Origin of the sequence: Bradyrhizobium sp. RDI18 (assembly GCF_043203335.1) — a bacterium.
Classification (GTDB): domain Bacteria; phylum Pseudomonadota; class Alphaproteobacteria; order Rhizobiales; family Xanthobacteraceae; genus Bradyrhizobium; species Bradyrhizobium retamae.
This window is the reverse complement of record NZ_JBICRN010000008.1, coordinates 6,576,679-6,600,368: the sequence shown is the minus strand read 5'-3', so window position 1 is coordinate 6,600,368 and position 23,690 is coordinate 6,576,679. Positions and strand designations below refer to the sequence as shown.

Annotated in this window: 15 protein-coding genes and 1 pseudogene; 5 read left to right on the top strand and 11 right to left on the bottom strand. The window is 63.2% G+C overall.

Going from position 1 to position 23,690, the window contains the following annotated elements; all coding sequences use genetic code 11:
* Positions 1 to 3 precede the first annotated feature (3 nt).
* Positions 4 to 2,793, top strand: a complete 2,790-nt coding sequence (gene treY / locus ACFXS9_RS40835) for a malto-oligosyltrehalose synthase (protein WP_392699100.1) — start codon at positions 4 to 6, stop codon at positions 2,791 to 2,793.
* Between the two features lie 4 nt (positions 2,794 to 2,797).
* Here treY and ACFXS9_RS40830 read toward each other — a convergent pair whose 3' ends face one another.
* The gene (locus ACFXS9_RS40830; RefSeq protein ID WP_392699099.1) at positions 2,798 to 3,109 is read right to left on the bottom strand and encodes a polyhydroxyalkanoic acid system family protein; all 312 of its coding nucleotides are present in this window, start codon (positions 3,107 to 3,109) and stop codon (positions 2,798 to 2,800) included.
* 165 nt (positions 3,110 to 3,274) lie between these two features.
* Here ACFXS9_RS40830 and ACFXS9_RS40825 point away from each other — a divergent pair, with 165 nt between their 5' ends.
* Positions 3,275 to 3,439: a DUF3309 family protein gene (locus tag ACFXS9_RS40825; RefSeq protein WP_065727178.1), complete on the top strand. Its 165-nt coding sequence runs from the start codon at positions 3,275 to 3,277 to the stop codon at positions 3,437 to 3,439.
* A gap of 100 nt (positions 3,440 to 3,539) precedes the next feature.
* Here ACFXS9_RS40825 and ligD read toward each other — a convergent pair whose 3' ends face one another.
* The gene (gene ligD / locus ACFXS9_RS40820; RefSeq protein WP_392699098.1) at positions 3,540 to 6,224 is read right to left on the bottom strand and encodes a DNA ligase D; all 2,685 of its coding nucleotides are present in this window, start codon (positions 6,222 to 6,224) and stop codon (positions 3,540 to 3,542) included.
* 98 nt (positions 6,225 to 6,322) lie between these two features.
* Here ligD and ACFXS9_RS40815 point away from each other — a divergent pair, with 98 nt between their 5' ends.
* Positions 6,323 to 7,207, top strand: a complete 885-nt coding sequence (locus ACFXS9_RS40815; protein ID WP_392699096.1) for a Ku protein — start codon at positions 6,323 to 6,325, stop codon at positions 7,205 to 7,207.
* A 142-nt stretch (positions 7,208 to 7,349) separates the two neighbouring features.
* Positions 7,350 to 8,957 carry an AMP-binding protein gene (locus tag ACFXS9_RS40810; RefSeq protein ID WP_392699094.1) on the top strand — a complete coding sequence of 536 codons (1,608 nt, stop codon included), beginning with the start codon at positions 7,350 to 7,352 and terminating at the stop codon, positions 8,955 to 8,957.
* Between the two features lie 186 nt (positions 8,958 to 9,143).
* Here ACFXS9_RS40810 and ACFXS9_RS40805 read toward each other — a convergent pair whose 3' ends face one another.
* The 7 genes from ACFXS9_RS40805 to ACFXS9_RS40775 form a co-directional block, all read right to left on the bottom strand.
* Positions 9,144 to 9,761, bottom strand: a complete 618-nt coding sequence (locus tag ACFXS9_RS40805) for a pyridoxamine 5'-phosphate oxidase family protein (RefSeq protein ID WP_392699092.1) — start codon at positions 9,759 to 9,761, stop codon at positions 9,144 to 9,146.
* A 96-nt stretch (positions 9,762 to 9,857) separates the two neighbouring features.
* Entirely contained in the window at positions 9,858 to 10,547 is a 690-nt protein-coding gene (locus tag ACFXS9_RS40800; RefSeq protein WP_392699090.1) for a response regulator, read from the bottom strand.
* Positions 10,544 to 13,261: a DUF4118 domain-containing protein gene (locus ACFXS9_RS40795; RefSeq protein WP_392699088.1), complete on the bottom strand. Its 2,718-nt coding sequence runs from the start codon at positions 13,259 to 13,261 to the stop codon at positions 10,544 to 10,546. The genes ACFXS9_RS40800 and ACFXS9_RS40795 overlap by 4 nt, the downstream gene beginning before the upstream one ends.
* A gap of 41 nt (positions 13,262 to 13,302) precedes the next feature.
* Entirely contained in the window at positions 13,303 to 13,905 is a 603-nt protein-coding gene (locus ACFXS9_RS40790; protein WP_392699086.1) for a K(+)-transporting ATPase subunit C, read from the bottom strand.
* 107 nt (positions 13,906 to 14,012) lie between these two features.
* Positions 14,013 to 16,127, bottom strand: coding sequence for a potassium-transporting ATPase subunit KdpB (kdpB, locus tag ACFXS9_RS40785; RefSeq protein WP_392699084.1), 2,115 nt, complete (start codon positions 16,125 to 16,127; stop codon positions 14,013 to 14,015).
* Between the two features lie 24 nt (positions 16,128 to 16,151).
* Complete coding sequence (gene kdpA / locus ACFXS9_RS40780; RefSeq protein ID WP_392699082.1) at positions 16,152 to 17,855, bottom strand: potassium-transporting ATPase subunit KdpA; 1,704 nt, start codon at positions 17,853 to 17,855, stop codon at positions 16,152 to 16,154.
* A 22-nt stretch (positions 17,856 to 17,877) separates the two neighbouring features.
* Positions 17,878 to 17,967, bottom strand: coding sequence for a K(+)-transporting ATPase subunit F (locus ACFXS9_RS40775; RefSeq protein WP_016846764.1), 90 nt, complete (start codon positions 17,965 to 17,967; stop codon positions 17,878 to 17,880).
* A gap of 477 nt (positions 17,968 to 18,444) precedes the next feature.
* Here ACFXS9_RS40775 and ACFXS9_RS40770 point away from each other — a divergent pair, with 477 nt between their 5' ends.
* The gene (locus ACFXS9_RS40770; protein WP_392699078.1) at positions 18,445 to 18,675 is read left to right on the top strand and encodes a hypothetical protein; all 231 of its coding nucleotides are present in this window, start codon (positions 18,445 to 18,447) and stop codon (positions 18,673 to 18,675) included.
* 259 nt (positions 18,676 to 18,934) lie between these two features.
* Here the strand turns inward: ACFXS9_RS40770 and fdhF are convergent, their stop codons facing one another.
* Both fdhF and ACFXS9_RS40760 read right to left on the bottom strand, forming a co-directional pair.
* A complete protein-coding gene (gene fdhF, locus ACFXS9_RS40765; RefSeq protein WP_392699077.1) occupies positions 18,935 to 21,700 on the bottom strand; it encodes a formate dehydrogenase subunit alpha in 2,766 nt (921 codons plus the stop codon).
* A pseudogene (locus ACFXS9_RS40760) lies at positions 21,697 to 23,414 on the bottom strand (NADH-ubiquinone oxidoreductase-F iron-sulfur binding region domain-containing protein). Before ACFXS9_RS40760 ends, fdhF begins: the two are co-directional and overlap by 4 nt.
* Between the last annotated feature and the right edge of the window lie 276 nt (positions 23,415 to 23,690).

Below are 23,690 nucleotides of genomic sequence, written 5' to 3'. Positions count from 1 at the left end.
AAAATGCCCCCGGCGATCCCGATCGCGACCTACCGCCTGCAACTGTCGGCGGATTTCGATTTCGACGCCGCCGCTTCCGTGGTGCCCTACCTGAAGGCGCTCGGCATCACCCATTTCTATGCATCGCCCTTCATGCGCGCCCGCAAGGGCAGCGCGCATGGCTACGACGTCATCGACCACGCCCAGTTCAATCCCGAGCTCGGCGGCGAATCCGGCTTCGAGCGCCTCAGCGCAGCCTTGCAGCAACACGATCTCGGGCTGATCCTGGATTTCGTGCCCAACCATGTCGGCGTGCATTGCGACGATAATCCATGGTGGCTTGACGTGCTGGAATGGGGTCCCGCCTCGCCGCACGCGGCTTCGTTCGACATCGACTGGGAACAATTGCCGTATCGCGCCCGCGGCGGGGTGCTGTTGCCGATCATCGGCTCGTCCTACGGTCAGGCGCTGGAGAACGGCGAAATCGAACTGCGCTATGATGCCGGCGAAGGCAGTTTTTCGGCCTGGTACTCTGAGCATCGGCTACCGATCGCGCCGGAGCGTTATGGCGAAATCCTGCGGATGATCGTCAAGGAAGCGGGCGCGGAAGAAGGTGCGACCGGTAGGGCCATGCTTGCGCTGGCCTCCCGCTATCAGGGGCCGCGACGCCCCAACCGCAAGGAAGCACCTGCGTTCAAAGCCGAATTGAAGGGCATCACGGGCGCCGCCGAGATCATCGCGCATGGGCTTGCAGCCTATCGGGCCGGGCCGGATCGCGCCGCTGCAACGCTGGCGCTGCATCATCTGCTCGAACGCCAGCACTACAAGCTCGGCCACTGGCGGCTCGCTTCCAGCGACATCAATTACCGGCGCTTCTTCGATATCAACACGCTGGCGGGCCTGCGCGTCGAGGACACCGGCACCTTCGAGGCGATCCATCGCCTGGTCAAACGGCTGATTGCGGAGGAAAAGCTTGCGGGGCTGCGGCTCGATCACATCGACGGCCTGCGCGATCCCGTCCAGTATTTCCAGCGCCTGCGCCGGCTGATCCGCGATGGGTTTGGCGGGCGGAGCAGGCCCTTCTACGTGGTGGTCGAGAAAATTCTCGGCGAGCACGAAAAGCTTCCGCCGTTCGCCGGCGTTCACGGCACCACCGGCTATGAGTGGCTGAACGCGATCACCCATGTGCTGACCGATGGAAGCGGCCTGGAGCCGCTCGACGAGGTCTGGCGGCAGATCAGCAACCATTCGCCAAAACTCGAACCGATCCTGCGAGATGCAAAGCGTCGCGTGCTGGAAACGCTGCTGACCAGCGAATTCACGGTGCTGACGCGCCTCTTGGCGCGGATTGCCAGCGGGCATTATTCCACCCGCGACTATTCCGCCGACGGCCTGCGGCAGGCGCTCGAACTCTACGTGCTGCACTTTCCGGTTTACCGCACCTACCTGACAGCGTCGGGCCCATCCGCGCATGACCGCCAGTTGATAGCAGGGACGATCGAACGGGCGCGCGCCGACTGGTTTGCCGCCGATGACGGCATCTTCGATTTCCTACGCGACGCCCTGACGATGGACCTGATCAAGCCTGGACGTAGCCACCATAGCGCGCCGCGGGTGCGCCGGTTTGCCTTGAAGATGCAGCAGTTCACCGGACCGATGATGGCAAAGTCGCTGGAGGACACGACGTTCTACCGCTACCACCGCCTGCTTGCCCTCAACGAGGTCGGCGGCGACCCCGCCGCAAGGGCGCTTTCGGCCGGCGAATTTCATGGGATGATGCAGTCCCGCGCCGGCGCATCGCCGCACGGCATGACGGCGACGGCGACGCATGACACCAAGCGCGGCGAGGATGCGCGTGCGCGCATCCTGGCGCTTTCGGAAATTCCGGGCGAATGGACCGGCACGGTAGCCCGATGGAAACTGCTCAACGCGCCGCATCTTTCGGTCGACGGCGATCTGCGCGCGCCCTCGGCGGCGTTCGAATACATGCTGTATCAGGCGCTGGTGGGGGCATGGCAGCCGAACGACGCTTCGTTTGTGGACCGGATGCAGGAATATGCGCTGAAGGCGGCGCGCGAAGGCAAGCAGGAAACGAGTTGGCTCAATCCCCACGCGGCCTACGAGACGGGTGTCAAGAGCTTCATCGCGAAGATTCTCGATCCCTCGCTGTCAGGCGAATTCCTGAATTCCCTGCAGACGCTGGCGCAGCGGCTCTCGTTGCTGGGCGCCCTGAACTCGCTCAGCCAGATCACGCTGAAGTCGACGATACCGGGCGTGCCGGACTTCTATCAGGGCACGGAACTTTGGGATTTTTCGCTGGTCGATCCCGACAACCGGCGGCCCGTCGACTTTGCCGAACGCGCAGGCCGGCTGGACGCGGTGGAGGATCCGGATTGGGATCGGCTGGTCGAGAAGTGGCCGAGCGGTCATCTGAAGCTGGCCTGGACGCGGCATCTGCTCAAGCTTCGAACCGAGCTCGCCGATACGTTCACAAGCGGTGATTACGAGCCCTTGGAAGTCAGCGGACCGCGTCGCGACCATTTCATCGCGTTCGCCCGCCGGCGAGGCCGCGAGGCTGCGATCGTCGTGGTCACACGATGGTTTGCGCCGTTTACCGATGGCGGCAGACATTGGCCCGGTCCGGAGAACTACGACGCCGCGCTGAACATCGGCGGCTACGCGATGGAAGGTTTTGCCGACGCCGATGCTGCGCGATTGCGCCTGTCAGACCTGCTGACGCATCTGCCGGTCGCGGTGCTGAAAGCCAGGTACAATGGCGCGGCAAAACCCGCACTAGGGCGCCGTCGCGGCTGATACGTCAGTTTTTCTTGGTCAGCAGCAACTGGCCGCGGCTGCGGATCGCGGCCTGGGCCGCTTCGGCAAAGCGCTGCAACAGCCATGGCAGCACCACTTCCACCTGCACGTGATCGTCGGCGACATCGACATGCCCTGCCGCGCCTTGCCCGAGGGCGCGCACGTGGAAGATCATGCGGTTGTCTTCCCAGCGCTCCTCGTCGACAGTCAGCATCGGTACGCTGGAAGCGGCGCGCGACAGTCCAGTCTTGAGGCGGCGCATCGCCTCCTCGCGGCCCAGACTATGCGGGATGGAAACCACGAGCGGTTTGGTCATCGCTGAAAAATCCTCCCTGGTCCAGCTACATCTAATTCTACGCGGTTCGAAAGTAAGGGACGACCGTACGATCGTCTCCCAGGCCGGAACTTTCGTGATTCACGCTTGTTACTCTCCGCGAAGGCAGGATAGACACACGCCCCGCTTCGGGCTGAGGAGAGATTTATGTCTATCGGCACAATCATTCTGATTATTCTCATCATCGCCCTGCTCGGCGGCTTCAGTGGCATCGGTGGTGGCCCGTTCTATGGCACCGGATATTACGGCGGCGGCGGATTGGGTCTGGTGATCGTGATCCTGCTGATCCTGCTGCTGCTCGGAAAGATCTGAGCCACGCGTCGAGAATCGTAGGGTGGGCAAAAGGCGCACTTGCGCCGTGCCCACCTTTCTAGTTGAGATAAAGATGGTGGGCACACTGTCCTTTGCCCACCTACATTGAGGCCAATTTCTTCATCGCCGGCTTGATCGACGCTGCCGCGTCATCGTAACCGTCCCATGCTTTCGTCTTTGCCAGTAGCGACGGCACGGTGCGGATCGTGTACTTCTTCGGATCGAGATCGCCGCGCACCTGCGTCCAGGTCAACGGCATCGACACGGTAGCACCCTCGCGCGCACGGGGCGACAAGGCAGCGATCGCCGTCGACATCCGGTCGTTGCGAAGATAGTCGAGGAAGATTTTTCCCTTGCGCAGCTTCTTCGACATGTTGAGCAGATAGCGCTCTGGATCATCGTTCGCCATCCACTGGCAGATGCCTTGCGCGAAGGCCTTGGCCTCCTTCCACGAAACCTTGTCCCTTGCGCCATGAAGCAGCGGCGTCACCACATGCAGCCCCTTGCCGCCGGTGGTCTTGCAGAAGCTTTCGAGGCCAACAGCGGTCAACCGCTGGCGCATGTCTTTTGCCGCTTCGATGACGTCGGAGAATTCAACATTGGGCGCGGGATCGAGATCGAACACCAGACGTCCGGGCGTGTCGTAAGCGTCCGGCGCACAATTCCAGGGATGCAATTCGAGGCCGCCGATCTGCGCCACCGCCGCCAATCCCTCGACCCGGTCGATCTGCAGATAGGGCTTGCGGTCGCCCGAGACCTTGGCCAGCTCGAACAGGTTGGACGCGCCCTGCATGGCGTGGCGTTGAAAGAATTTCTCGCCATGGATGCCGTCGGGCGCGCGAACAATCGAGCATGGACGGCCCTTGAGGTGGCCGATCATCCATTCGCCGACGGCCTCGAAATATTGCGCGAGGTCGAGCTTTGTAACGCCCTCGCCGTCGCCGGCGTCGGGCCACAGCTCCTTGTCCGGCTTTGAGATCACCACGCCCATGACGTCGCCGGTTTTGTTCGTCGTTGCGGGCGTTGCCCGCACCGTCGCACCCTTGCCCTTGCCTTTCCCCTTGCCCTTGCCAGGCTTCGGCTGCGCGACGCCTGCCTTGGACGGCGTTTCCGCCTCCACCTCCTCGGCCGGCTTATCCTGCCGCAGGCCCTTGAACGCGGCCTGACGAATGTTTCCGTCCGCGGTGAAGCCCGCGAATTCGATCTCGGCAACCAGTTCGGGCTTCAGCCAATGCACATCGCGGGTCTTCTTCGGCGCATTCTTGCCGCCGAACGGGTTCTTGTCGGAGGCCGCGGCCTTCAGCGCCGGCATGATGCGGCGCACCTTGTCCTGCCCGAAACCGGTACCGACCATACCGACAAAGGCGAGATGATCGCCGCGGTAGACACCGGCCATCAGCGAACGGAACTTGCCGTTGGTGGTCTTCCAGCCGCCAAGCACCACCTCGTGCCCGGCGCGGCATTTCGCCTTGGTCCAGCTCTCGGTGCGGCCCGAGCGATAGGGCACATCGAGTTTCTTGGAGACGATGCCCTCCAGTTCGAGCTTGCAGGCCGATCGCAGGACGGCATCGCCGCCGCTTTCAAAATGCTCGACATAGCGGATCTGCTTGTCCTTGCCCTTCTGCGCCTCCAGCAATTTCTTCAGCCGCGCCTTGCGGTCGCCGAGCGGGAGCTTGCGAAAATCTTCACCATTGGTGAACAGCAGGTCGAACGCATAGAAGATCAGGCTCTCGCTGTCGCCGTCCGACAGCGCCGCCTGCAGGGTCGAGAAGTTAGGCGCGCCGTTATGATCGAGCGCGACAATCTCGCCATCGATCAGCACGTCGGGAAGCGATTTCGCTTCGTTGGCGATCGCCTGGAATTTGTCGGTCCAGTCGAGGCCCTTTCGGGTGTAGAGCACCGCATCGCCGTCCTCGACCCGCAATTGCACCCGGTAGCCGTCGAACTTGATCTCGTGACACCAGCCCTCGCCGCCGGGCGGCCGTTCGACGACTGTGCAAAGCTGCGGCGCCACGAAATCCGGCATCGCCGCGACCTTCTTCGGCTTGACGGCTGGCGCAGGCGCGCGCGTCTTCATCTCTGGCGCGGCCCGCAAGGCGGCCGTCTTCCGCAAGGTCCGCGCCTCGGCGGCATCGCCGCGGTTGGATTGCCAGACCGCGTCGGCCGTTGTCTTCGTGGCCAGCATGAACGGCTTTGGCGCCTTGCCCTTGCCTTGCGCGATCTGCTCCATCGTGCGCCCGGAGGCGACCGAACGGTCCTCGTCGAGAATGTCGTTACCCTCGCCTTCCCTAGCGAATTCGTCACGGTGCTTGATCAGGAGCCAGTTGGTGCGCTTGCCGCCATAGCGGTCGCCCCGCATCCGCACCAGTACCCAGCTTCCATGCAGCTTGCCGCCCTGCAGGGTGAATTTCAGGTCGCCCTTCTTGAAGCCGCGATCGGGATCATCGGACTCCCAATAGCCCCGGTCCCACAGCATCACCGTGCCGCCGCCGTATTGGTCTTCGGGAATGGTGCCTTCGAAATCGCCGTAATCGAGCGGGTGGTCCTCGACCTCGACCGCGAGCCGCTTGTCGTGAGGGTCGAGTGACGGCCCCTTGGTGACGGCCCAGGATTTGAACACGCCGTCGAATTCAAGCCTGAGATCGTAATGCAGCCGGCTCGCATCATGCTTCTGAATTACGAACCGCCGCTCTCGGGCGGGCGCGACCTCGACGTCGCCGGAGGGCTCCGCCGTTTTGCGGAAATCGCGTTTCTTGCGGTACGTGCTGAGCTTCTTCAGCGCCACGGCCACACCTCAATCAAACCGCCCCGCGGCAACACCCGGAACGAAAACCCATACTAACCGTTGAAGTTCCCAAACCCAAACCGCGCCCGGAGATTGCAATGGCCCCTCGCGCCTACTGGAAAGGCTCGCTTAAGCTCTCCTTGGTGTCATGTCCGGTTGTGCTGTATCCGGCCTCGACATCGGTCGAGAAGACCCGCTTTCACATGATCAACAAGGAGACCGGTAACCGGCTGAAACAGCAGATGATCGATGCCGAGACCGGCGACGTCGTCGAGAGCGACCAGAAAGGCCGCGGCTATGAGCTGAAAAAGGGCCAGTATGTCGAGATCGAGAAGAAGGAACTCGAAGCCGTCCAGATCGAGAGCAATCATACGATCGAGATCGACAGTTTTGTGCCGCGGGACGAAATCGACAAGCGCTACTACAACCACCCCTACTACATTGCCCCCGACGGCAAGGCCGCGGTGGACGCCTTCGCGGTGATCCGGGATGCCATGAAGGATGAGGAACGGGTAGCGCTGGCGCGCATCGTGCTGACCAACCGCGAGCATGTCATGGCGATCGAGCCGCTCGGCAAGGGCCTGCTCGGCACCACGCTGCGGTATCCGTACGAGCTGCGCGACGAGGAAGACTTCTTCGATGATATCAAGACCCCGAAGATCACCAAGGACATGGTCGAACTCGCGGGCCATATCCTGCACAAAATGGCCGCGCATTTCGATCCCTCGAAGTTCAAGGATGAGTATGAGGACGCGCTGAAGGCGCTGGTGCGCCGCAAGGCTTCCGGCAAGCCGATCAAGGTCGCCGAGCCCGAGGAGAGGCCGGACAACGTCATCAACCTGATGGACGCGCTGAAGGCGAGCCTGAAAGGCAAAGCGGCGACGAAACGGCGCGCCCACGCCACGACTTCGCGGCGGGCGCCGGCGCGCCGGACGGCAAGGAAAGCGCACCGGTCTACAGCCAGGCACCGCAAGGCGAGCTAACGCAGGCATATCCGCGTCATTGCTCACGCGGTTCTCGCGCGCCTTGGCCACCCTCCCGCTTGCATTACCCGAAGCCGGAAGGCATTTTCCCCTTGGGAACTGACGCCACCGAGGATAACGGCGCCGGACCGGGGAGGAATGAATGGCATTGACGAAGTCGCACGTCGCAGGACCGACCACGCCTGCGGTACGGGAGATGACATTCGGCGATCTCTTGTGCAAGGCGGCTGAAGCCGCGCCCGATCGCCTCGCCCTGATCGCGGGCGTGCCTGACCCGACGCAGCGGCGGCAATGGACCTACGCACAGTTCTATCGCGAAGCCCAGCGCACCGCCCGCGCGCTGCTGTCGCGCTTCAAGCCCGGCGAGCGCATTGCCGTCTGGGCGCAGAACATCCCAGAATGGATGATGCTCGAATTCGGCGCCGGCATGGCGGGCATGGTGCTCGTCACCGTCAACCCGTCCTTCCGCGCCCGGGAGGTTGAATATGTGCTGAAGCAGTCGCGCTCCGCCGGCATCTTCGTGGTCGACGGCTTCCGCGGCAACCCGATGCTGGAGACCGTGCAGGCGGTGGCGCCGAACTGTCCCGAGCTGCGCGAGATCATCTGCTTCGACGACTGGAATGCCTTCATCACCGCAGGCGACGACGAGGGCATCGAGCTGCCGGCCGTCAGTCCCGACGATCCCGTCATGATCCAGTACACGTCGGGCACGACGGGCTTTCCGAAGGGCGCCCTGCTCCGGCATCGCGGGCTGCTGAACAATGGTGCCGATACAGCGGACCGGATGGGCGTCGACGACGGCGACGTCTTCGTCACCACGATGCCGTTGTTTCATACCGGCGGCTGCGTCTGCTGCGTAATCGGCGCGGTATCGAAAGCCGCAACCCAGGTGCTGGTCGAGGCCTTCGAGCCGGGCCTGGTGCTGGAAATGCTCGGGACGTATCGCGGCAACGCCATGCTCGGCGTGCCCACCATGCTGGTTGCGATGCTGGAGCACCCGACATTCGCGGCGACCGATCTGTCCTCCGTCAAGGCGATCTGCTCCGGCGGCTCGACAGTGCCGGCCTCGCTGGTGCGGCTCCTGGAGGAAAAGCTCGGCGCCCCCTTTACGATTGTTTTCGGGCAGACCGAATGCTCCCCCGTCGCGGCGCAGACCCGCACCCATGACAGCGTCGAGGACAAGGCCAACACGATCGGCCTACCGCTGCCCAATATGGAAACCAAGATCATCGACCCCAACACCGGCGAGACCGTTCCGATCGGCACGATCGGCGAGTTCTGCACCCGCGGCTATCACGTGATGATCGGTTACTTCGAAATGCCCGATGCGACCGCGGCTGCGATCGACGCCGACGGCTGGCTGCACACCGGCGATCTCTGCGCGATGGACGCGCGCGGCTACTGCACCGTGGAAGGCCGGCTGAAGGACATGATCATCCGCGGTGGCGAAAACATCTATCCGCGCGAGCTGGAAGAACTGTTGTTCAAGCATCCCAAGGTCGGCGAGGTCGCCGTGATCGGACTGCCGCACGAGAAATGGGGCGAAGAGGTCGCAGCCTTCATCCGCCCGGCGCCCGGCGCCGCGATCGACAAGGAAGAGCTGATCGCCTACATGCGCGCCTCGCTCGCCCCGCACAAGACGCCAAAACACTGGTACATCGTGGACGCATTCCCGCTGACCGGATCGGGCAAGATCCAGAAGTTCAAGCTGCGGGACGCCTGCACCAAGGGCGAGATGACGGCGATCTAGGCTGCTTCCGTTCAAGTACTTTTGACCGTCGTCCCTGCGAACGCAGGGACCCATACGCCGCGGCTTATCTGCCGCGAGATGGGGCCAATTGCCTTCGCTGCAATCCAGGCCGGTGGTTATGGGTCCCTGCGCCCCGTGCGCAATTGCGCACTAGGCAGGGACGACGAGGGTGACTTTCGGTGTGGGCTACGATCGCTCCCTACCCCTTGAATGTCGGTTGCCGCGGGTGGATGCATCCTTGAAGTCTGCAAAGCCTTTCCACGCCGGCTCCGGCGCATCCTGTCCGGCTTGAGGCACATAGATCGACGGTTCGATCGAACTCATCGTCGGAATATAACGCGGACAGTTCGGGAAGATCGCGCGCGCCGTCACGCGAACGATGAGCTGCGCGCCGACGGTCTCCGACAGCAGCGGGTCGCTGTCGCTCACGCTGGCGAGGCCGTTGACACGCAAACGCCGCGGCTTGCCATGCATGGCGATGAACAGCAGGCCGACATCGGCATTGACGACGATGTTGCCGAGACTCTTGAACATGCCGTTGCCGTCATAGTCGGGAAATGCGAGCTCGGACGGCCCGGTGATGCGCACAAACCCCGGCGCCCCGCCCTTGAACGAGCAATCGGGCCGGCCTTCGGCATCGGCGGTTGCCAGAAAGAAATAGGGCAGGCCTTCGATGAACTGCTTGTCGTCGGCCGAAAATTCCTTGCGCATCAGCTTCTCTTCCAGCCGGTCCGAAATCCGGCGGCTGTCGAACCGGTCCTGCAATTGCCTGTTACCTTCGTGATACATGACGCTCTCAGCCATGGTCGTGCTCCGTCTTGCTCTGAACCAACCTGGGTGGAAGGCCCAACCCGGGTCAGGTTCCGCGGGGAAGCATAGCACTTCATGGTGGAGGTATGGTCAATCCGGTGCGCGCAGCCGGTAGCCGATGCCGGTTTCGGTCAGCACGAATTGCGGACGCTCCGGGTCGGCCTCGATCTTCTGGCGGAGCTGGCGGACATAGACGCGCAGATACTGCGCATCCGTCAGTTCGTCCCACAGCTCCTTCAACAGGAAGCGATGGGTTAGCACCTTGCCGGCGTGCTGCACCAGAACGCGCAGCAATTCGTATTCCTTCGGCGAGAGTTTTACTTCGCGCTCGCCGACTTTGACGATGCGGCGCACCAGATCGACCGAGAGATCGCCCGCGCGGAATACCGGCCGCTCGCCCTGCACCTGCAATTGGTGCCGGAGCGCTGCGCGCATCCGCGCCAGCAACTCGTCCATGCCGAACGGCTTGGTCAAATAGTCGTCGGCGCCTAGGTCGAGCGCCTGCACCTTGCCGGCCTCGTCGCCACGGCTCGACAGCACCACGATCGGCACGCTCTCGTTGCGGCCGCGGATCATGCGCAAGAGATCATGGCCCTGGATGTCGGGCAGGCCGAGATCGAGGATAATCAGCGCCGGGCCTTCCGCGAGCTTCTCCAGCGCAATCTTGCCATTGGAGGCTTCGAGGATGTCGTAGCCCTGCGTGCTCAGCCCCATCCGCAGCAATTTGCGGATCGGCGGCTCGTCGTCGATCACCAAAACCTTGATCTGGGCGGCGTTCATGCGGCGGTATCCAGCGCGCTATCAGAGGCCGGGACGGGCAATCGAATAGTGATGACGGCTCCAGAGCGATCGGTACGATTGGCGGCCGATATCGTGCCATGCATCGCCTCGACGAAACCGCGCGCGATGGCGAGCCCCAGCCCGGTGCCGGCACGGACGTGGTCGCCCTTTTGAGCGCGATAGAACTTGTCGAACACGCTTTCCACCTCCGCAAGCGGAATACCGCTGCCTTCGTCGAGGATCTGCAGCGACACACTTGCCTGATCGCGCGTTGCCCGGATCGAAATCGTGGTGTCGGCCGGCGCGTATTTGGCCGCGTTGTCGAGCAAGTTGAACAATACCTGTTCGAACAGAACCGCATCCAGCTCCAGCATCGGCAGATTGGGGCTGAGCTCCAGTGACACCTTGTGATGCAGGAGGATCTTGTTCGCGCGGCGCAGCGTGCTGCCGACGATCTCGGAGACGTCATGCCGCGCGGTATTCGGCACGATCGCGCCGGATTCCAGCTTGGTCATGTCGAGCAGATTGGCGATGAAGCGATTGAGGCGCTCGGATTCGTCGATCATGGTGGCGAGCAGTTCGTTCTTCTGCGCGTCGTTGAGGCTGGAGCCGAGATCGCGCAGGGTGGAAGCGGCACCGAGCACCGAGGCCAACGGCGTCTTCAGATCGTGCGAGATCGAGGTCAACAGCGCGCCGCGCAGCCGGTCGGATTCCACCGTGCGCTTGACCCGGTCCATGTCCTCCACCAGCAGCACGCGCTCGATCGCCAGCGCGCCCTGATCGACCAGCGCATCCAGCAGGCGGCGCTGATCCGGCGTCAGCAAGGGACCGGTGCGGTCATCGTCGATGCCGATGACGCCGATCGCACCGCGCCCGGTTCGCATTGGCAGGAACAGCCGTTTGGCGCCCGGCAGCGTATCCGAGCCGCGCCCGGCCGCACGGTCGTTGTCCCAGGCCCATTTGGCAGCGGCAAGGTCGGCCTCGTCCAGTTGATCCTCGGGCGGATAGCCCGACTTCACGGTGAGCACGCCGTCCTCCGGCAACAGCAGCACCACCCTCACCTTGAGCATCAGCGCGGTCTGATAGGCGGTCGCCCACAGCACGTCGTCCAGCGTCGCGGTGCCCGCGAGCTTGCGGCTGAAGGCGTAGAGCGATTCGGTGGTGCGCACCCGGCCGATCGCGGTGTCGGCCTGAGAGCGCACCCGTGCCGCGACATTGGAGACCAACAGCGCAATCAGCATGAAGAAGAAGAAGGCGGCGACGTTGGTCGGATCGGCGATGGTGAAGGTATAGAACGGCGGCATGAAGAAGAAATTGTAACTTAGCGACGCCGCGACGCTCGCCAGCAGCGATGGCCAAAGCCCGTAGCGAACGGCGACGCCGACCACGGCGGTGAGAAAGACGAGGTCGACGTTCTCGATGCCAGCGAACATCGGTTGGATCAGTTCGGCAGCGCCGAGACCGATCGCGACGAACAGCAGCGCCATCATGTAGGGACGCAGGTTGAACGGCTCCTGCCGCGCCGCGGTCTGCACCGCCGCTTTCGCCACGCCCTGTTCGTCGCCGGGGATGACGTGGACGCTGATATGGCCGGCGCGGCGCACCAGATCGTGCACGACAGAACCGCGCGTCAGTTCGAACCACCAGGAGCGGGTCGATTTGCCGATGATGATCTGCGTGACGTTGTTGGCATGCGCGAAATGGATCACGTCGTCGGCGATGCGGCGGCCGACGCCGGGAATGGTCAGCGCCTCGCCGCCGAGCGCTTCCGCCAGCCGCATGGTGTCGGCCAGCCGGTCGCGCTGCTCGTCGGTGAGCTGCAGGCTGCGCCGCGTCTCGATGCTGACAGCGGTCCATTGCGCGTGCAGCCGGTCCGCCAGCCGCTTGGTATAGCGCACCAGCCCGGCCGCACGCGGATCTTCGCTGACGCAAACCAGGATGCGCTCGCCCGCCGCCCAGGGACCTGCTATGGCATTGGCCTGCATATGGGTGAGCAACTGCTCGTCGACGCGTTCGGCGGTGCGCCGCAGCGCCAGTTCGCGCAGTGCGGTCAGGTTGCCCGGCGAGAAATAATGCTCCAGCGCGCGCTCGGCCTGTTTGGGAACGTAGACCTTGCCCTCCTTCAGCCGCTGGATCAGATCGTCGGGCGTGAGGTCGATCAGCTCAATAGCGTCGGCGCGGTCGAACACGGAATCCGGCACCGTCTCGCGGACCCGCACATGCGTGATCTGCGCGACCACGTCGTTGAGGCTCTCGATGTGCTGGATATTGACTGCCGTATAGACGTCGATGCCGTGGGACAGCAATTCCTCGACGTCGAGATAGCGCTTGGGATGACGGCTGCCGGGCGCATTGGTGTGAGCGAGTTCATCGACGAGCGCGATCTGCGGTCGCCGCGCGATCAGCGCATCCAGGTCCATCTCCTCGAGCGTCTGCTCCTTGTAGACAAGCCGCCTGCGCGGCAGCACCTCGAGACCGTTCAGAAGCACCTCGGTTTCAGCCCGGCCGTGGGTTTCGACGATGCCGATCACGACGTCGGCACCGGCCTTCTTCCTGGCGTGGGCGCTCTGCAACATCTCATAGGTCTTGCCGACGCCGGGCGCGGCGCCGACAAAGATCTTGAGCTTGCCAGCGCGGCTCTCCTCGCGCCGCGCTGCCTCCAGCAGGGCTTCCGGCGAGGGACGTTGTTCGGGATCGCGGCGGGCTTGGACCATGCGGCAATATAGTCCTCACCCTTCGAGGGGCCTAGCGGGTCTCATTTTGATATCTCGTCCAACGCCAGATTCAACGCCAATACGTTAACGCGCGGCTCGCCAAGCAATCCAGCCATGCGGCCCTGCGTATGCTCCACGACCAGTTCGCGGACGCGGGCGTCCGGCAGGTTACGGGCCTTCGCCACCCGGGGGACCTGGAACAGCGCGCCTTCCGGCGAGATATCCGGATCGAGTCCGCTGCCGGACGTGGTGACGAGATCGACAGGCACGGGCGCGGCCGGGTTTTCGGTCTTCAGCTTCCCGAAGTCCTCCTTGATCCGGTCGGCCAGCGCCTTGCTGGTCGGCCCGAGATTGGAGCCGCCCGAACTGGCGGCGTTGTAGGGCGCAGGGACCGTCTTGGTCGGATCGGCCGGGTCCGGCGCCGAAGTCGCGGACGGACGGCCGTGGAAATATTTGTCTTCCTTGAACTCCTGCCCAATCAGGGCGGAGCCGATCACCTTTCCTTCCTTCTCGATCAGGCTGCCTTCCGCCTGCTTCGGGAAGATCGCGCCGGCAATCGCGGTCATGGCGAGGGGATAGGCAACGCCGGTGATCGCGGTGAGCAGCAGCAGGATGAGAATGGCGGGACGGATTTCTCTGAGCATTGTGTGTCTCCTAAGTGTTTCTCCGTCATTGCGAGCGAAGCGAAGCAATCCATGCCGCGACAAAGGAAGAATGGATTGCTTCGTCGCTTCGCTCCTCGCAATGACGGCTATGCCAGCCCCAACGCCACAACCGCAAGGTCGATGGCCTTGATGCCGATAAAGGGAACGATGATGCCGCCCAAGCCATAGATCAGCAGGTTACGGCGCAAAAGCGCCCCTGCCCCGACGGCGCGATAGGCGACGCCTTTCAGCGCCAGCGGAATCAGCGCGATGATGATCAGCGCGTTGAAGATGATCGCCGACAGGATGGCGCTCTGCGGGCTTGCCAGGTGCATGACGTTGAGCACCTCGAGCTGCGGGTAGAATGCCAGGAACATCGCCGGGATGATGGCGAAATACTTTGCGACGTCGTTGGCGATCGAGAATGTGGTCAGCGCGCCGCGCGTCATCAGAAGCTGCTTGCCGATTTCTACCACCTCGATCAGCTTGGTCGGATTGGAATCGAGATCGACCACGTTGCCGGCCTCGCGCGCCGCCTGCGTGCCGGTGTTCATGGCGACGCCGACGTCGGCCTGTGCCAGCGCCGGCGCATCGTTGGTGCCGTCGCCGCACATTGCCACCAGCTTGCCCTTGGCCTGCTCGTCGCGGATCAGCTTCAGCTTGTCCTCCGGCGTGGCCTGGGCAAGGAAATCGTCGACGCCGGCCTCGGCCGCGATGGCGGCTGCGGTCATCGGATTGTCGCCGGTGATCATCACGGTCCGGATGCCCATGCGGCGCAATTCCGCAAAGCGCTCGCGAATGCCGCCCTTGACGATATCCTTCAGATGCACGACGCCGAGCAGTTTGCCGTCTTTGGCGACCGCCAGCGGCGTGCCGCCGGCTTTCGAGACCTCGTCGGAAATCGCTTGGATCTCGCGGGCCGCCTCCGAGAGGACGCCCGACACGGCGCGCGCCGCATTCCCGGAAGCGACCGCGCGGATCGCGCCGCCACCATCGACGTAATTCAGGATCGCATCCACCGCGCCCTTGCGCACCGACGATGACCCGGCGTCGATGCCGCTCATGCGTGTCTGCGCGGTGAAGGGAATGAAGCTCGCGTTGAGCTCCTTCATGTCGCGGCCGCGGATGCCGTATTTCTCCTTCGCCAGCACGACGATCGAGCGGCCTTCCGGCGTCTCGTCGGCGAGCGAGGCGAGCTGTGCCGCATCGGCCAGCTCCTGTTCGGTGACACCGCGCAAGGGGCGAAACGCCGTGGCCTGCCGGTTGCCGAGCGTGATGGTGCCGGTCTTGTCCAGCAGCAGCGTATCGACGTCGCCGGCGGCCTCCACCGCACGGCCGGACATGGCGAGCACGTTGAAGCGCACCAATCGGTCCATGCCGGCGATACCGATCGCCGACAGCAGCGCGCCGATGGTGGTCGGAATCAGCGTGACGAACAGCGCCACCAGCACCACCACGGAAATCGAGCCGCCGGCATAGGCCGCGTAGCTCGGAATCGTCACGGTGGCGAACACGAAGATGATGGTCAGGCCTGCGAGCAGAATATTGAGCGCAATCTCGTTCGGTGTCTTCTGCCGCTCCGCTCCTTCCACCAGCTTGATCATGCGGTCGATGAAGGTCGAGCCCTGCGCCGCCGTGATCCGAACGCGGATCCAGTCCGATAGCACTTGCGTGCCGCCGGTCACGGCCGAACGGTCACCACCGGATTCGCGGATTACAGGCGCGGATTCACCCGTGATCGCGGCCTCGTTCACGGAAGCCACACCCTCGATCACTTCGCCATCAGAGGGGATGTTGTCGCCGGCCTCGACCAGGACGATGTCACCCACCTTCAGGCTGGTGCCGGAAACCAGACGATAGTTCTTGCCGGGACCTTCCAGCAATTTTGCCTTGCTCTCGGTGCGGGTCTTCTTCAACGACTCAGCCTGAGCCTTGCCGCGGCCTTCGGCAACGGCCTCGGCAAAATTGGCGAACAGTACGGTAAACCACAGCCACAGGATGATCTGGAACGTGAAGGCGAGGCTCTCGCCGCCGGCCACCAGATTGCGCAGGAATATCACGGTCGTGAGCGTGGCCACGATTTCGACCACGAACATCACGGGATTCTTCGCCATCAGCCGCGGATCGAGTTTTGCAAAGGCCGCGCGGATTGCCGGCAGCACGATGTTCGGATCGATCATCGCCGACGCCGTCGCCTTTTTCTGCAGTTTCATGGTTTCCATGGATGTCACTCCTGACGGCTTCGGTCAGAACAAGGTGTTGGCGTTCATCGCCAGGTGCTCGACGATCGGCCCCAGCGCCAGCGCCGGGAAGAAGGTCAGGCCGCCGATGATCAGGATGACGCCGACGACGAGACCGACGAACAGGCCACCTGTGGTCGGCAGCGTGCCGGCCGAGGGCGGGATCGATTTCTTGGCTGCAAGCGACCCCGCCAGCGCCATTGCCGGCACGATCATGAAGAAGCGGCCGACAAACATCGAACTGGCGAGTGTCAGATTGTAAAAGAAAGTATTGCCGGTCAGCCCGCCGAAGGCCGAGCCGTTATTGCCGGTCGCCGAGGTGAAGGCATAGAGCACCTCGGTAAAGCCGTGCGGACCGGCATTGGCCATCGACGCCACCGCCGGAGGGAAGACGACCGCAACGGCCGTCCAGCCCAAAATCATCAGCGGCAGGATCAGGATCGCAAGCATCGCCATCTTGACCTCGCGCGCCTCGATCTTCTTGCCGACAAATTCCGGCGTGCGGCCGACCATCAGGCCGGCGACGAAGATCGCCAGCACGACGAACAACAGCATACCGTAAAGCCCCGCGCCGACGCCGCCGACGATGATTTCGCCGAGTTGGATGTTGAGCAGCGGGATCATGCCGCCGAGCGCGGTGAAGCTGTCATGCATGGCATTGACGGCGCCGCAGGAGGCAGCGGTGGTAATGACTGCGAAGAGTGAGGAGGCGACGATGCCGAAGCGGACTTCCTTGCCTTCCATGTTGCCGCCCGAGAACCCCAGCGCGCTCAGCGTCGAGGTGCCGTTGGCTTCGGCCCAATAGGTGACGGCGACGCCGGCAAGGAAGAGAACGCCCATTACGCCGAGGATCGCCCACCCCTGCCGCTGGTTGCCGACCATCCGGCCGAACACGTTGGTCAGCGCCGCGCCGAGCGCAAAGATCGAGATCATCTGCACGAAATTCGACAGCGCTGTGGGATTCTCGAAGGGATGCGCCGCATTGGCGTTGAAGAAGCCACCCCCATTGGTGCCGAGCATCTTGATCGCAACCTGCGACGCGACAGGCCCGACCGCGATCGTCTGCTTGCCGCCCTCCAGCGTGGTCGCCTCCACATAGGCGCCGAGCGTCTGCGGTATGCCCTGCCACACCAGGAACAGCGTATAGACGATGCAGATCGGCAGCAGCACGTAGAGCGTGCAGCGCGTGACGTCGACCCAGAAATTGCCGATGGTGCGCATCGAGGAACGGGAGAAGCCGCGGATCAGAGCCACCGCGAGCGCGATACCGGTCGCTGCCGACAGGAAGTTCTGATGCGTCAGGCCCATCATCTGCGTCAGATATGACAGCGTGCTTTCGCCGCCGTAGTTCTGCCAGTTGGTGTTGGTGATGAAGGAGATCGCGGTATTGAAGGACAAATCCTGGGCGACGGCGGATTGTCCCGCCGGGTTGAACGGCAGCAGCGCCTGCAGCCGCATCAGGCCGTAGATGATGAGGAAGCCGCCGACATGGAACAGCAACATGGCGACCGTGTAGGTCAGCCAATGCTGCTCGCGCTTTTCATCGACGCCGCCGATCCTGTACAGCCCGACCTCGACCGGCCGCAGGATCGGCGTGAGGGGTGTGCGCTCGCCGATGAAGACGCGCGTCATGTACCAGCCGAGCGGCTTTACGAGCGCGACCACGATCGCGCAGTACAATAGAATTTGAATCCAGCCGATGACGGTCATGGGATTACCTCTGGATGTGAAATCAGAACCGCTCGGGGCGCAGCAGCGCGTAGGTCAGGTAAAACAGCAGACCGAGAGAGACGAGACCGGCGAGCGAGTAATCGAAGATCATGGCGCTCTCCCTCACAACCGCTCGCAGACATAGGCATAACCAATGCCCGCCACGAAGAGGCCGAGAGCTAGCGCCAGCATCACAATGTCCATCATGGGATGTTCCTCTGCGACGTTACCTACGCAGCCGAAGATACGGCTATGCGTTCCGGCCTGAGGTGCCACCGGGCGCATAGGTTTTCGAGACGGGAAGGATGGCGACGTTATAGGAATCTCATAAAGACGCCTTCCGTCGTCCCTGCGAACGCAGGGATCCATAACCACAGGCGTTAATTATTTCGCGACCTGCTCGTTATCTTTCTTTTCTAAACAACACCGGCCGCGGAGTATGGGTCCCTACGTTCGCAGGGACGACGGAGATAGCGCTTATGAAATCCCTATATCTCCGCCCCTCGCCCCCACTCGTTTTCGAATGGCGTTTTCGCCAGTTTGGGAGTGCGGTTGCAGTCGCGGCCGCGCGAATGAACGAGACGACGCCATGTCAATTCCTTTGGAACACCGCATCACCACCGATCTCGGCGATCGGCTTCGCGACGCCTGCTGCGTGACGGTCAGATTCCTCTCCGACATCGCCGCAGCATGCCGGCGCTTTCCGTCCACAGCCCACGGCGCAAAGACCGCCCGCATCGAGCAATTGATCCAATCTCACGCCTGGATCGATGCCGCGCTGGCGCTGATCGATCTGGAATTGCCGCAATGGCAGATCTGACGGATCGCCTATGATGAGGGTGAATGGTACTGCGCACTATCCCGGCAGCGCGAACTGCCGAACTGGCTCGATCAGTCCGTCGAAGCTCGCCATGCCGATCTGGCGCTGGCGATTCTGAGCGCTTTTGTCGAAGCGCGGCGTATCAGCACGCCGCGAAGCCGGACCAGCGTCCCGCCCGTGCCGCACAATGTCAGCCCACTGTACGAGCCAGTTTGCACCGACAATTTTGCGTGACTTTTTTGTAGATCCTATGGGCCGCCTACTCCGCCGCAGACTGTAGCGCCAGCTTTTCGGCGCGCACGGCGCAGAACTTGAATTCGGGGATCTTGCCGAACGGATCGAGCGCCGGGTTGGTCAGCAGGTTCGCCGCCGCTTCGGCGTAGCAGAACGGCATGAACACCATGTTCTCCGGCACGTCGCGGTCGGAGCGCACCTTGACCTCGACGGCGCCGCGGCGGGTTTCCAGGCGGATGAAATCGCCGGGCCAGACGCTGAGCTTGCGCATGTCCTTCGGCGACATGAACGCCACCGCCTCCGGCTCGATCTGGTCGAGCACGGACGCGCGGCGGGTCATCGAACCGGTGTGCCAGTGCTCGAGCACGCGCCCCGTGGACAGCACCATCGGATATTCGACATCGGGCAATTCGTCCGGCGCGACCACCTTGGCCGGCACGATCTTGCCGCGGCCGCTCGCGGTCGGGAAACCAGTGGTGAAGATGATCTCGTTGCCGGGCTTGTTCGGGTCGTCGACCGGATAAGTCACCGCGCCCTCGCGCACCAGACGGTCCCAGGTGATGTTGTTCAGCGACGGCATCACCTGCGTCATTTCGGTGAACACATCGGCCGGTCCGCTGTAGTTCCAGGGCAAGCCCATACGCTTGCCGATCTCCTGGATGATCCAGAGATCCTGCCGCGCGTCGCCCGGCGGCCGGATCACCTCGCGCGCGAGCTGCACGCGGCGATCGGTATTGGTGAATGTGCCGCTCTTTTCAGCAAATGCCGAGGCCGGCAGGATCACGTCGGCATGGAACGCGGTTTCGGTGACGAAGAGATCCTGCACCACCAGATGGTCGAGCTTGGCCAGCGCGTGGCGCGCGTGCTGCAAATCGGGGTCCGACATCGCAGGGTTTTCGCCCTCGATGTACATGCCGGTAATCTCGCCGGCATGGATCGCATTCATGATCTCGACGACGGTGAGGCCGCGCACGGGGTCGAGGTCCTGATGCCAGAGCTTTTCGAAAGGCTCGCGCAGATCGGTGCGCCCGACCGGCTGGTAATCCGGCAGGAACATCGGGATCAGGCCGGCGTCGGAAGCGCCCTGCACGTTGTTCTGGCCGCGCAGCGGATGCAGGCCGGTGCCGGGACGGCCGACCTGGCCTGTCGTCAGCGCCAGCGCGATCAGGCAGCGCGCATTGTCGGTGCCGTGGATGTGCTGGCTGATGCCCATGCCCCAGAAGATGATCGAGGCCTGCGAGCGCGCGTAAGTTCGCGCCACTTCCTTCAGCGTCTCCGCAGGGATACCGCAGATCGCTTCCATCTTCTCCGGCGGGAATTCCTTGATGCGCTCGGCGAGTTCATCAAAGCCTTCGGTATAGCCCGCAATATATTGCTGGTCGGTCAGCCCTTCGGTGATGATGGTGTGGAGCATCGCGTTCAACATCGCAACGTCGCTGCCGGGCTTGAAGGCGAGATGCTTCCAGGCGTGGCGCGACAGCGACTGCGTGCGCGGATCCATCACGATCAGCTTGGCACCGCGCTTGGCCGCGTTCTTGAGATAGGTCGCCGCGACCGGATGATTAACGGTCGGATTGGCGCCGATCACGATGATGACCTCGGCGTCCATCGCCGCCGCAAACGGCGCGGACACAGCACCGGAATTCAACCCTTCCATCAGCGCCGCGACCGACGAGGCGTGGCAGAGCCGCGTGCAATGATCGACATTGTTGGAGCCAAAACCGGTGCGCACCAGCTTCTGGAACAGATACGCCTCTTCGTTCGAACCCTTGGCCGAGCCGAAGCCGGCCAGCGCCTTGACGCCCTTCTCGTCGCGAATCTTGACGAGGCCTTTTGCGGCGATATCCAGCGCCTCTTCCCACGAAGCTTCGCGGAAATGCGTGAACGGATTGGCCGGATCGACCTGGTCGTTGGCATCCTTCTTCGCATTCGGCAGCCGCACCAGCGGCTTTGTCAGCCGATGCGGGTGATGGATGTAATCAAAACCAAAACGGCCCTTGACGCAGAGCCGGTTGTGGTTAGCCGGGCCGTCGCGGCCCTCGGCGTAGATGACCTTCTCGTCCTTGACCTGATAGGTGACCTGACAGCCGACACCACAGAACGGGCAAAGCGAATCGACTTTCTTGTCAGCGTAAGTGACGCGGGTCTGGTTCTCGTCCAGCATGACCGACGGCATCAAGGCACCGGTCGGGCAGGCCTGCACGCACTCACCGCAGGCGACGCAGGTCGATTCACCCATGGGGTCGTCGAAGTCGAACACGATCTTGGCGCCGGCATTGCGATAGGCCATGCCGATGACGTCGTTGACCTGGACCTCGCGGCAGGCACGCACGCACAGGCCGCACTGGATGCAGGCATCGAGATTAACGCTCATCGCGGGATGGCTGGTATCGCCCTGCCACCGCTCAGCCGCCGGGAAACGGCTCTCGGTCACCTCGACCTTTTCGGCCCAGTGCCAGAATTTCGAATCGGGATCGTGCGAGGTCTCGCGCGCGGGCTGGTCGGCGACCAGAAGCTCCATCACCATCTTCTGCGCCGCGACGGCGCGGGCGCTTTCGGTCTTCACCTTCATGCCGACGCTCGGCGTGCGCTTGCAGGACGCGGCCAGCACGCGCTCGCCCTCGATCTCGACCATGCAGGCGCGGCAATTTCCGTCAGGCCGGTAGTCCGGCTCCGGCGAATAACAGAGGTGCGGGATTTCCTTCTGGTGGCGTTTTGCCACCTGCCAGATGGTCTCGCCCGCGTTGGCCTCGACCTGTTGGCCGTCGAGTTCGAACTTGATCTTGGTCATTCCGCGGCCTCTTTCGGCACGAATTCTTCCGGAAAATATTTAATCACTGACGTCAGCGGGTTCGAGGCGGCTTGTCCAAGCCCGCAGATCGAGGCGTCGCGCATGGCCTGGCTCAGTTGGTCCAGCAATTCGCGGTTCCAGACCGGCTGCTGCATCAAAATCGCCGCCTTCTGGGTTCCAACTCGGCACGGCGTGCACTGGCCGCAGCTTTCATCCTCGAAGAATTTCATCAGGTTCAACGCCGCGCCCTTCACACTGTCCTGCTCGGACAGGATGACAACAGCGGCGGAGCCGATGAAGCAGCCGTATTTTTCCAGCGTGCCGAAATCGAGCGGGATGTTGTCCATCGATGCCGGCAGGATGCCGCCCGACGCGCCGCCCGGCAGATAGGCGTGGAAGGTGTGGCCGTCGGCCATGCCGCCGCAGAACTCGTCGATCAGTTCGCGCACGGTGACCCCGGCGGGCGCCAGCTTCATGCCGGGATTTTTCACGCGGCCCGAGACCGAATAGCTGCGCAGGCCGTGACGGTCGTTGCGGCCGTGGCTCTTCCACCAGTCGGCGCCCTTCTCGACGATGTCGCGCACCCACCACAGCGTCTCGATATTATTGATCAGCGTCGGCAGGCCGAACAAGCCGACCTGGAACGGGTAAGGCGGCTTGTGCCTGGGCAGACCACGCTTACCCTCGATCGATTCGAGCAGTGAGGATTCCTCGCCGCAGATGTAGGCGCCGGCACCGCGGCGCATATGCAGCACGGGACCACCGGGCGGCAATTTTGCGATTTCACGCGTGAGGATTTCGCGCGACGCCGGATATTCGTCGCGCAGATAGATATAGACGTCGGTCGCCTCGACGACATGCGCGCCGATCAGCATGCCCTCGATGAAGCGATGCGGATCGGTTTCGAGATAGAAGCGGTCCTTGAACGTGCCGGGTTCGCCCTCGTCGCCGTTGATCGCCATCAGCCGCGGGCCGGGTTCACCCAGCACCGCGCGCCATTTGCGTCCCGTAGGAAAGCCCGCGCCGCCGAGCCCGCGCAGCGAAGCGTCGTCGAGCGCCTTCAGCAGGTCTTCCTGCTCAGTTCGCCCAAGCGCAGGCGATTGAGCAGCTTGTAGCCGCCGCCTGCGACGTAGGCGTCATAGCCGGTATAGTTGGGCAGATGTGCGTGGGTGTCGCCGGCCTTGGCGGCGGCGAGCACATTCGTCACCGTGGCATGATCGACGAAGTGATGGCCGACTTCGGCGGCGGGCGCGGTGTCGCAGCGGCCAACGCAAGGCGCGCGCACCACGCGGATGCCGGGGCCGGCACTGTCCTGCAGTTCGTGCAAGAGTTTCTCCGCGCCCATCATGGCGCAGGTCAGCGAATCGCAGACGCGGATGGTCAGCGGCGCGATATCGGGCGCGCCCTCCTTCACCACGTCGAAATGCGCGTAGAAGGTCGCGGTCTCGAACACTTCGGCAAACGACAGCTTCATCTCGTCGGCAAGCGCCGCCAGATGCGCCGCCGAGATCTGGTGATACTTGTCCTGGATCAGGTGCAGGTGCTCGATCAGCAGGTCGCGGCGCCGCGGCCGGTCGCCGAGCAGGAGCTCGATCTCATGGGCGGCGGTGGGGTCGACCTGGCGGCCCTTCGGCGTCGCCTTGGCCCGCTTCCGTCCCGCGCCCGGATGATCGAACGAGCGGACTTTTTGTAGGTCGTGTACGTCGTGATCCATCGAACCGTCTCGTTCCTGCCAGTCTGCCAGCCAACTCTAGTTCAGTGGCATGCCAGATGCCAAGAGATTTATCAGATATTTAAGGCAACACAGGCCGCGAGCTTTCGATCCTGTCCGCGCCCGGAACAACCACGTTTGCTTTGCCTGATCACTGGATGAGAACGCGAATTTGGTCGGGAGATCAATAAAGCCGTCTCATGCTGCGATTGCGAATGCGCATTGATCTTGATTTCCGATTACCCGATTTGAATTCGACATCGCATCTGAAATGCCGTC

Bases quoted from the DNA above. Each gene is read 5' to 3' on its own strand.
- ACFXS9_RS40815 (WP_392699096.1), top strand. From the start codon at position 6,323: ATGGCCCCTCGCGCCTACTGGAAAGGCTCGCTTAAGCTCTCCTTGGTG.
- fdhF (WP_392699077.1), bottom strand. From the start codon at position 21,700: ATGACCAAGATCAAGTTCGAACTCGACGGCCAACAGGTCGAGGCCAAC.
- kdpA (WP_392699082.1), bottom strand. From the start codon at position 17,855: ATGACCGTCATCGGCTGGATTCAAATTCTATTGTACTGCGCGATCGTG.
- ACFXS9_RS40805 (WP_392699092.1), bottom strand. From the start codon at position 9,761: ATGGCTGAGAGCGTCATGTATCACGAAGGTAACAGGCAATTGCAGGAC.
- ACFXS9_RS40790 (WP_392699086.1), bottom strand. From the start codon at position 13,905: ATGCTCAGAGAAATCCGTCCCGCCATTCTCATCCTGCTGCTGCTCACC.
- ACFXS9_RS40810 (WP_392699094.1), top strand. From the start codon at position 7,350: ATGGCATTGACGAAGTCGCACGTCGCAGGACCGACCACGCCTGCGGTA.
- ACFXS9_RS40795 (WP_392699088.1), bottom strand. From the start codon at position 13,261: ATGGTCCAAGCCCGCCGCGATCCCGAACAACGTCCCTCGCCGGAAGCC.
- ACFXS9_RS40825 (WP_065727178.1), top strand. From the start codon at position 3,275: ATGTCTATCGGCACAATCATTCTGATTATTCTCATCATCGCCCTGCTC.
- ACFXS9_RS40830 (WP_392699099.1), bottom strand. From the start codon at position 3,109: ATGACCAAACCGCTCGTGGTTTCCATCCCGCATAGTCTGGGCCGCGAG.
- ACFXS9_RS40770 (WP_392699078.1), top strand. From the start codon at position 18,445: ATGTCAATTCCTTTGGAACACCGCATCACCACCGATCTCGGCGATCGG.
- ACFXS9_RS40800 (WP_392699090.1), bottom strand. From the start codon at position 10,547: ATGAACGCCGCCCAGATCAAGGTTTTGGTGATCGACGACGAGCCGCCG.
- treY (WP_392699100.1), top strand. From the start codon at position 4: ATGCCCCCGGCGATCCCGATCGCGACCTACCGCCTGCAACTGTCGGCG.
- kdpB (WP_392699084.1), bottom strand. From the start codon at position 16,127: ATGGAAACCATGAAACTGCAGAAAAAGGCGACGGCGTCGGCGATGATC.
- ACFXS9_RS40775 (WP_016846764.1), bottom strand. From the start codon at position 17,967: ATGATCTTCGATTACTCGCTCGCCGGTCTCGTCTCTCTCGGTCTGCTG.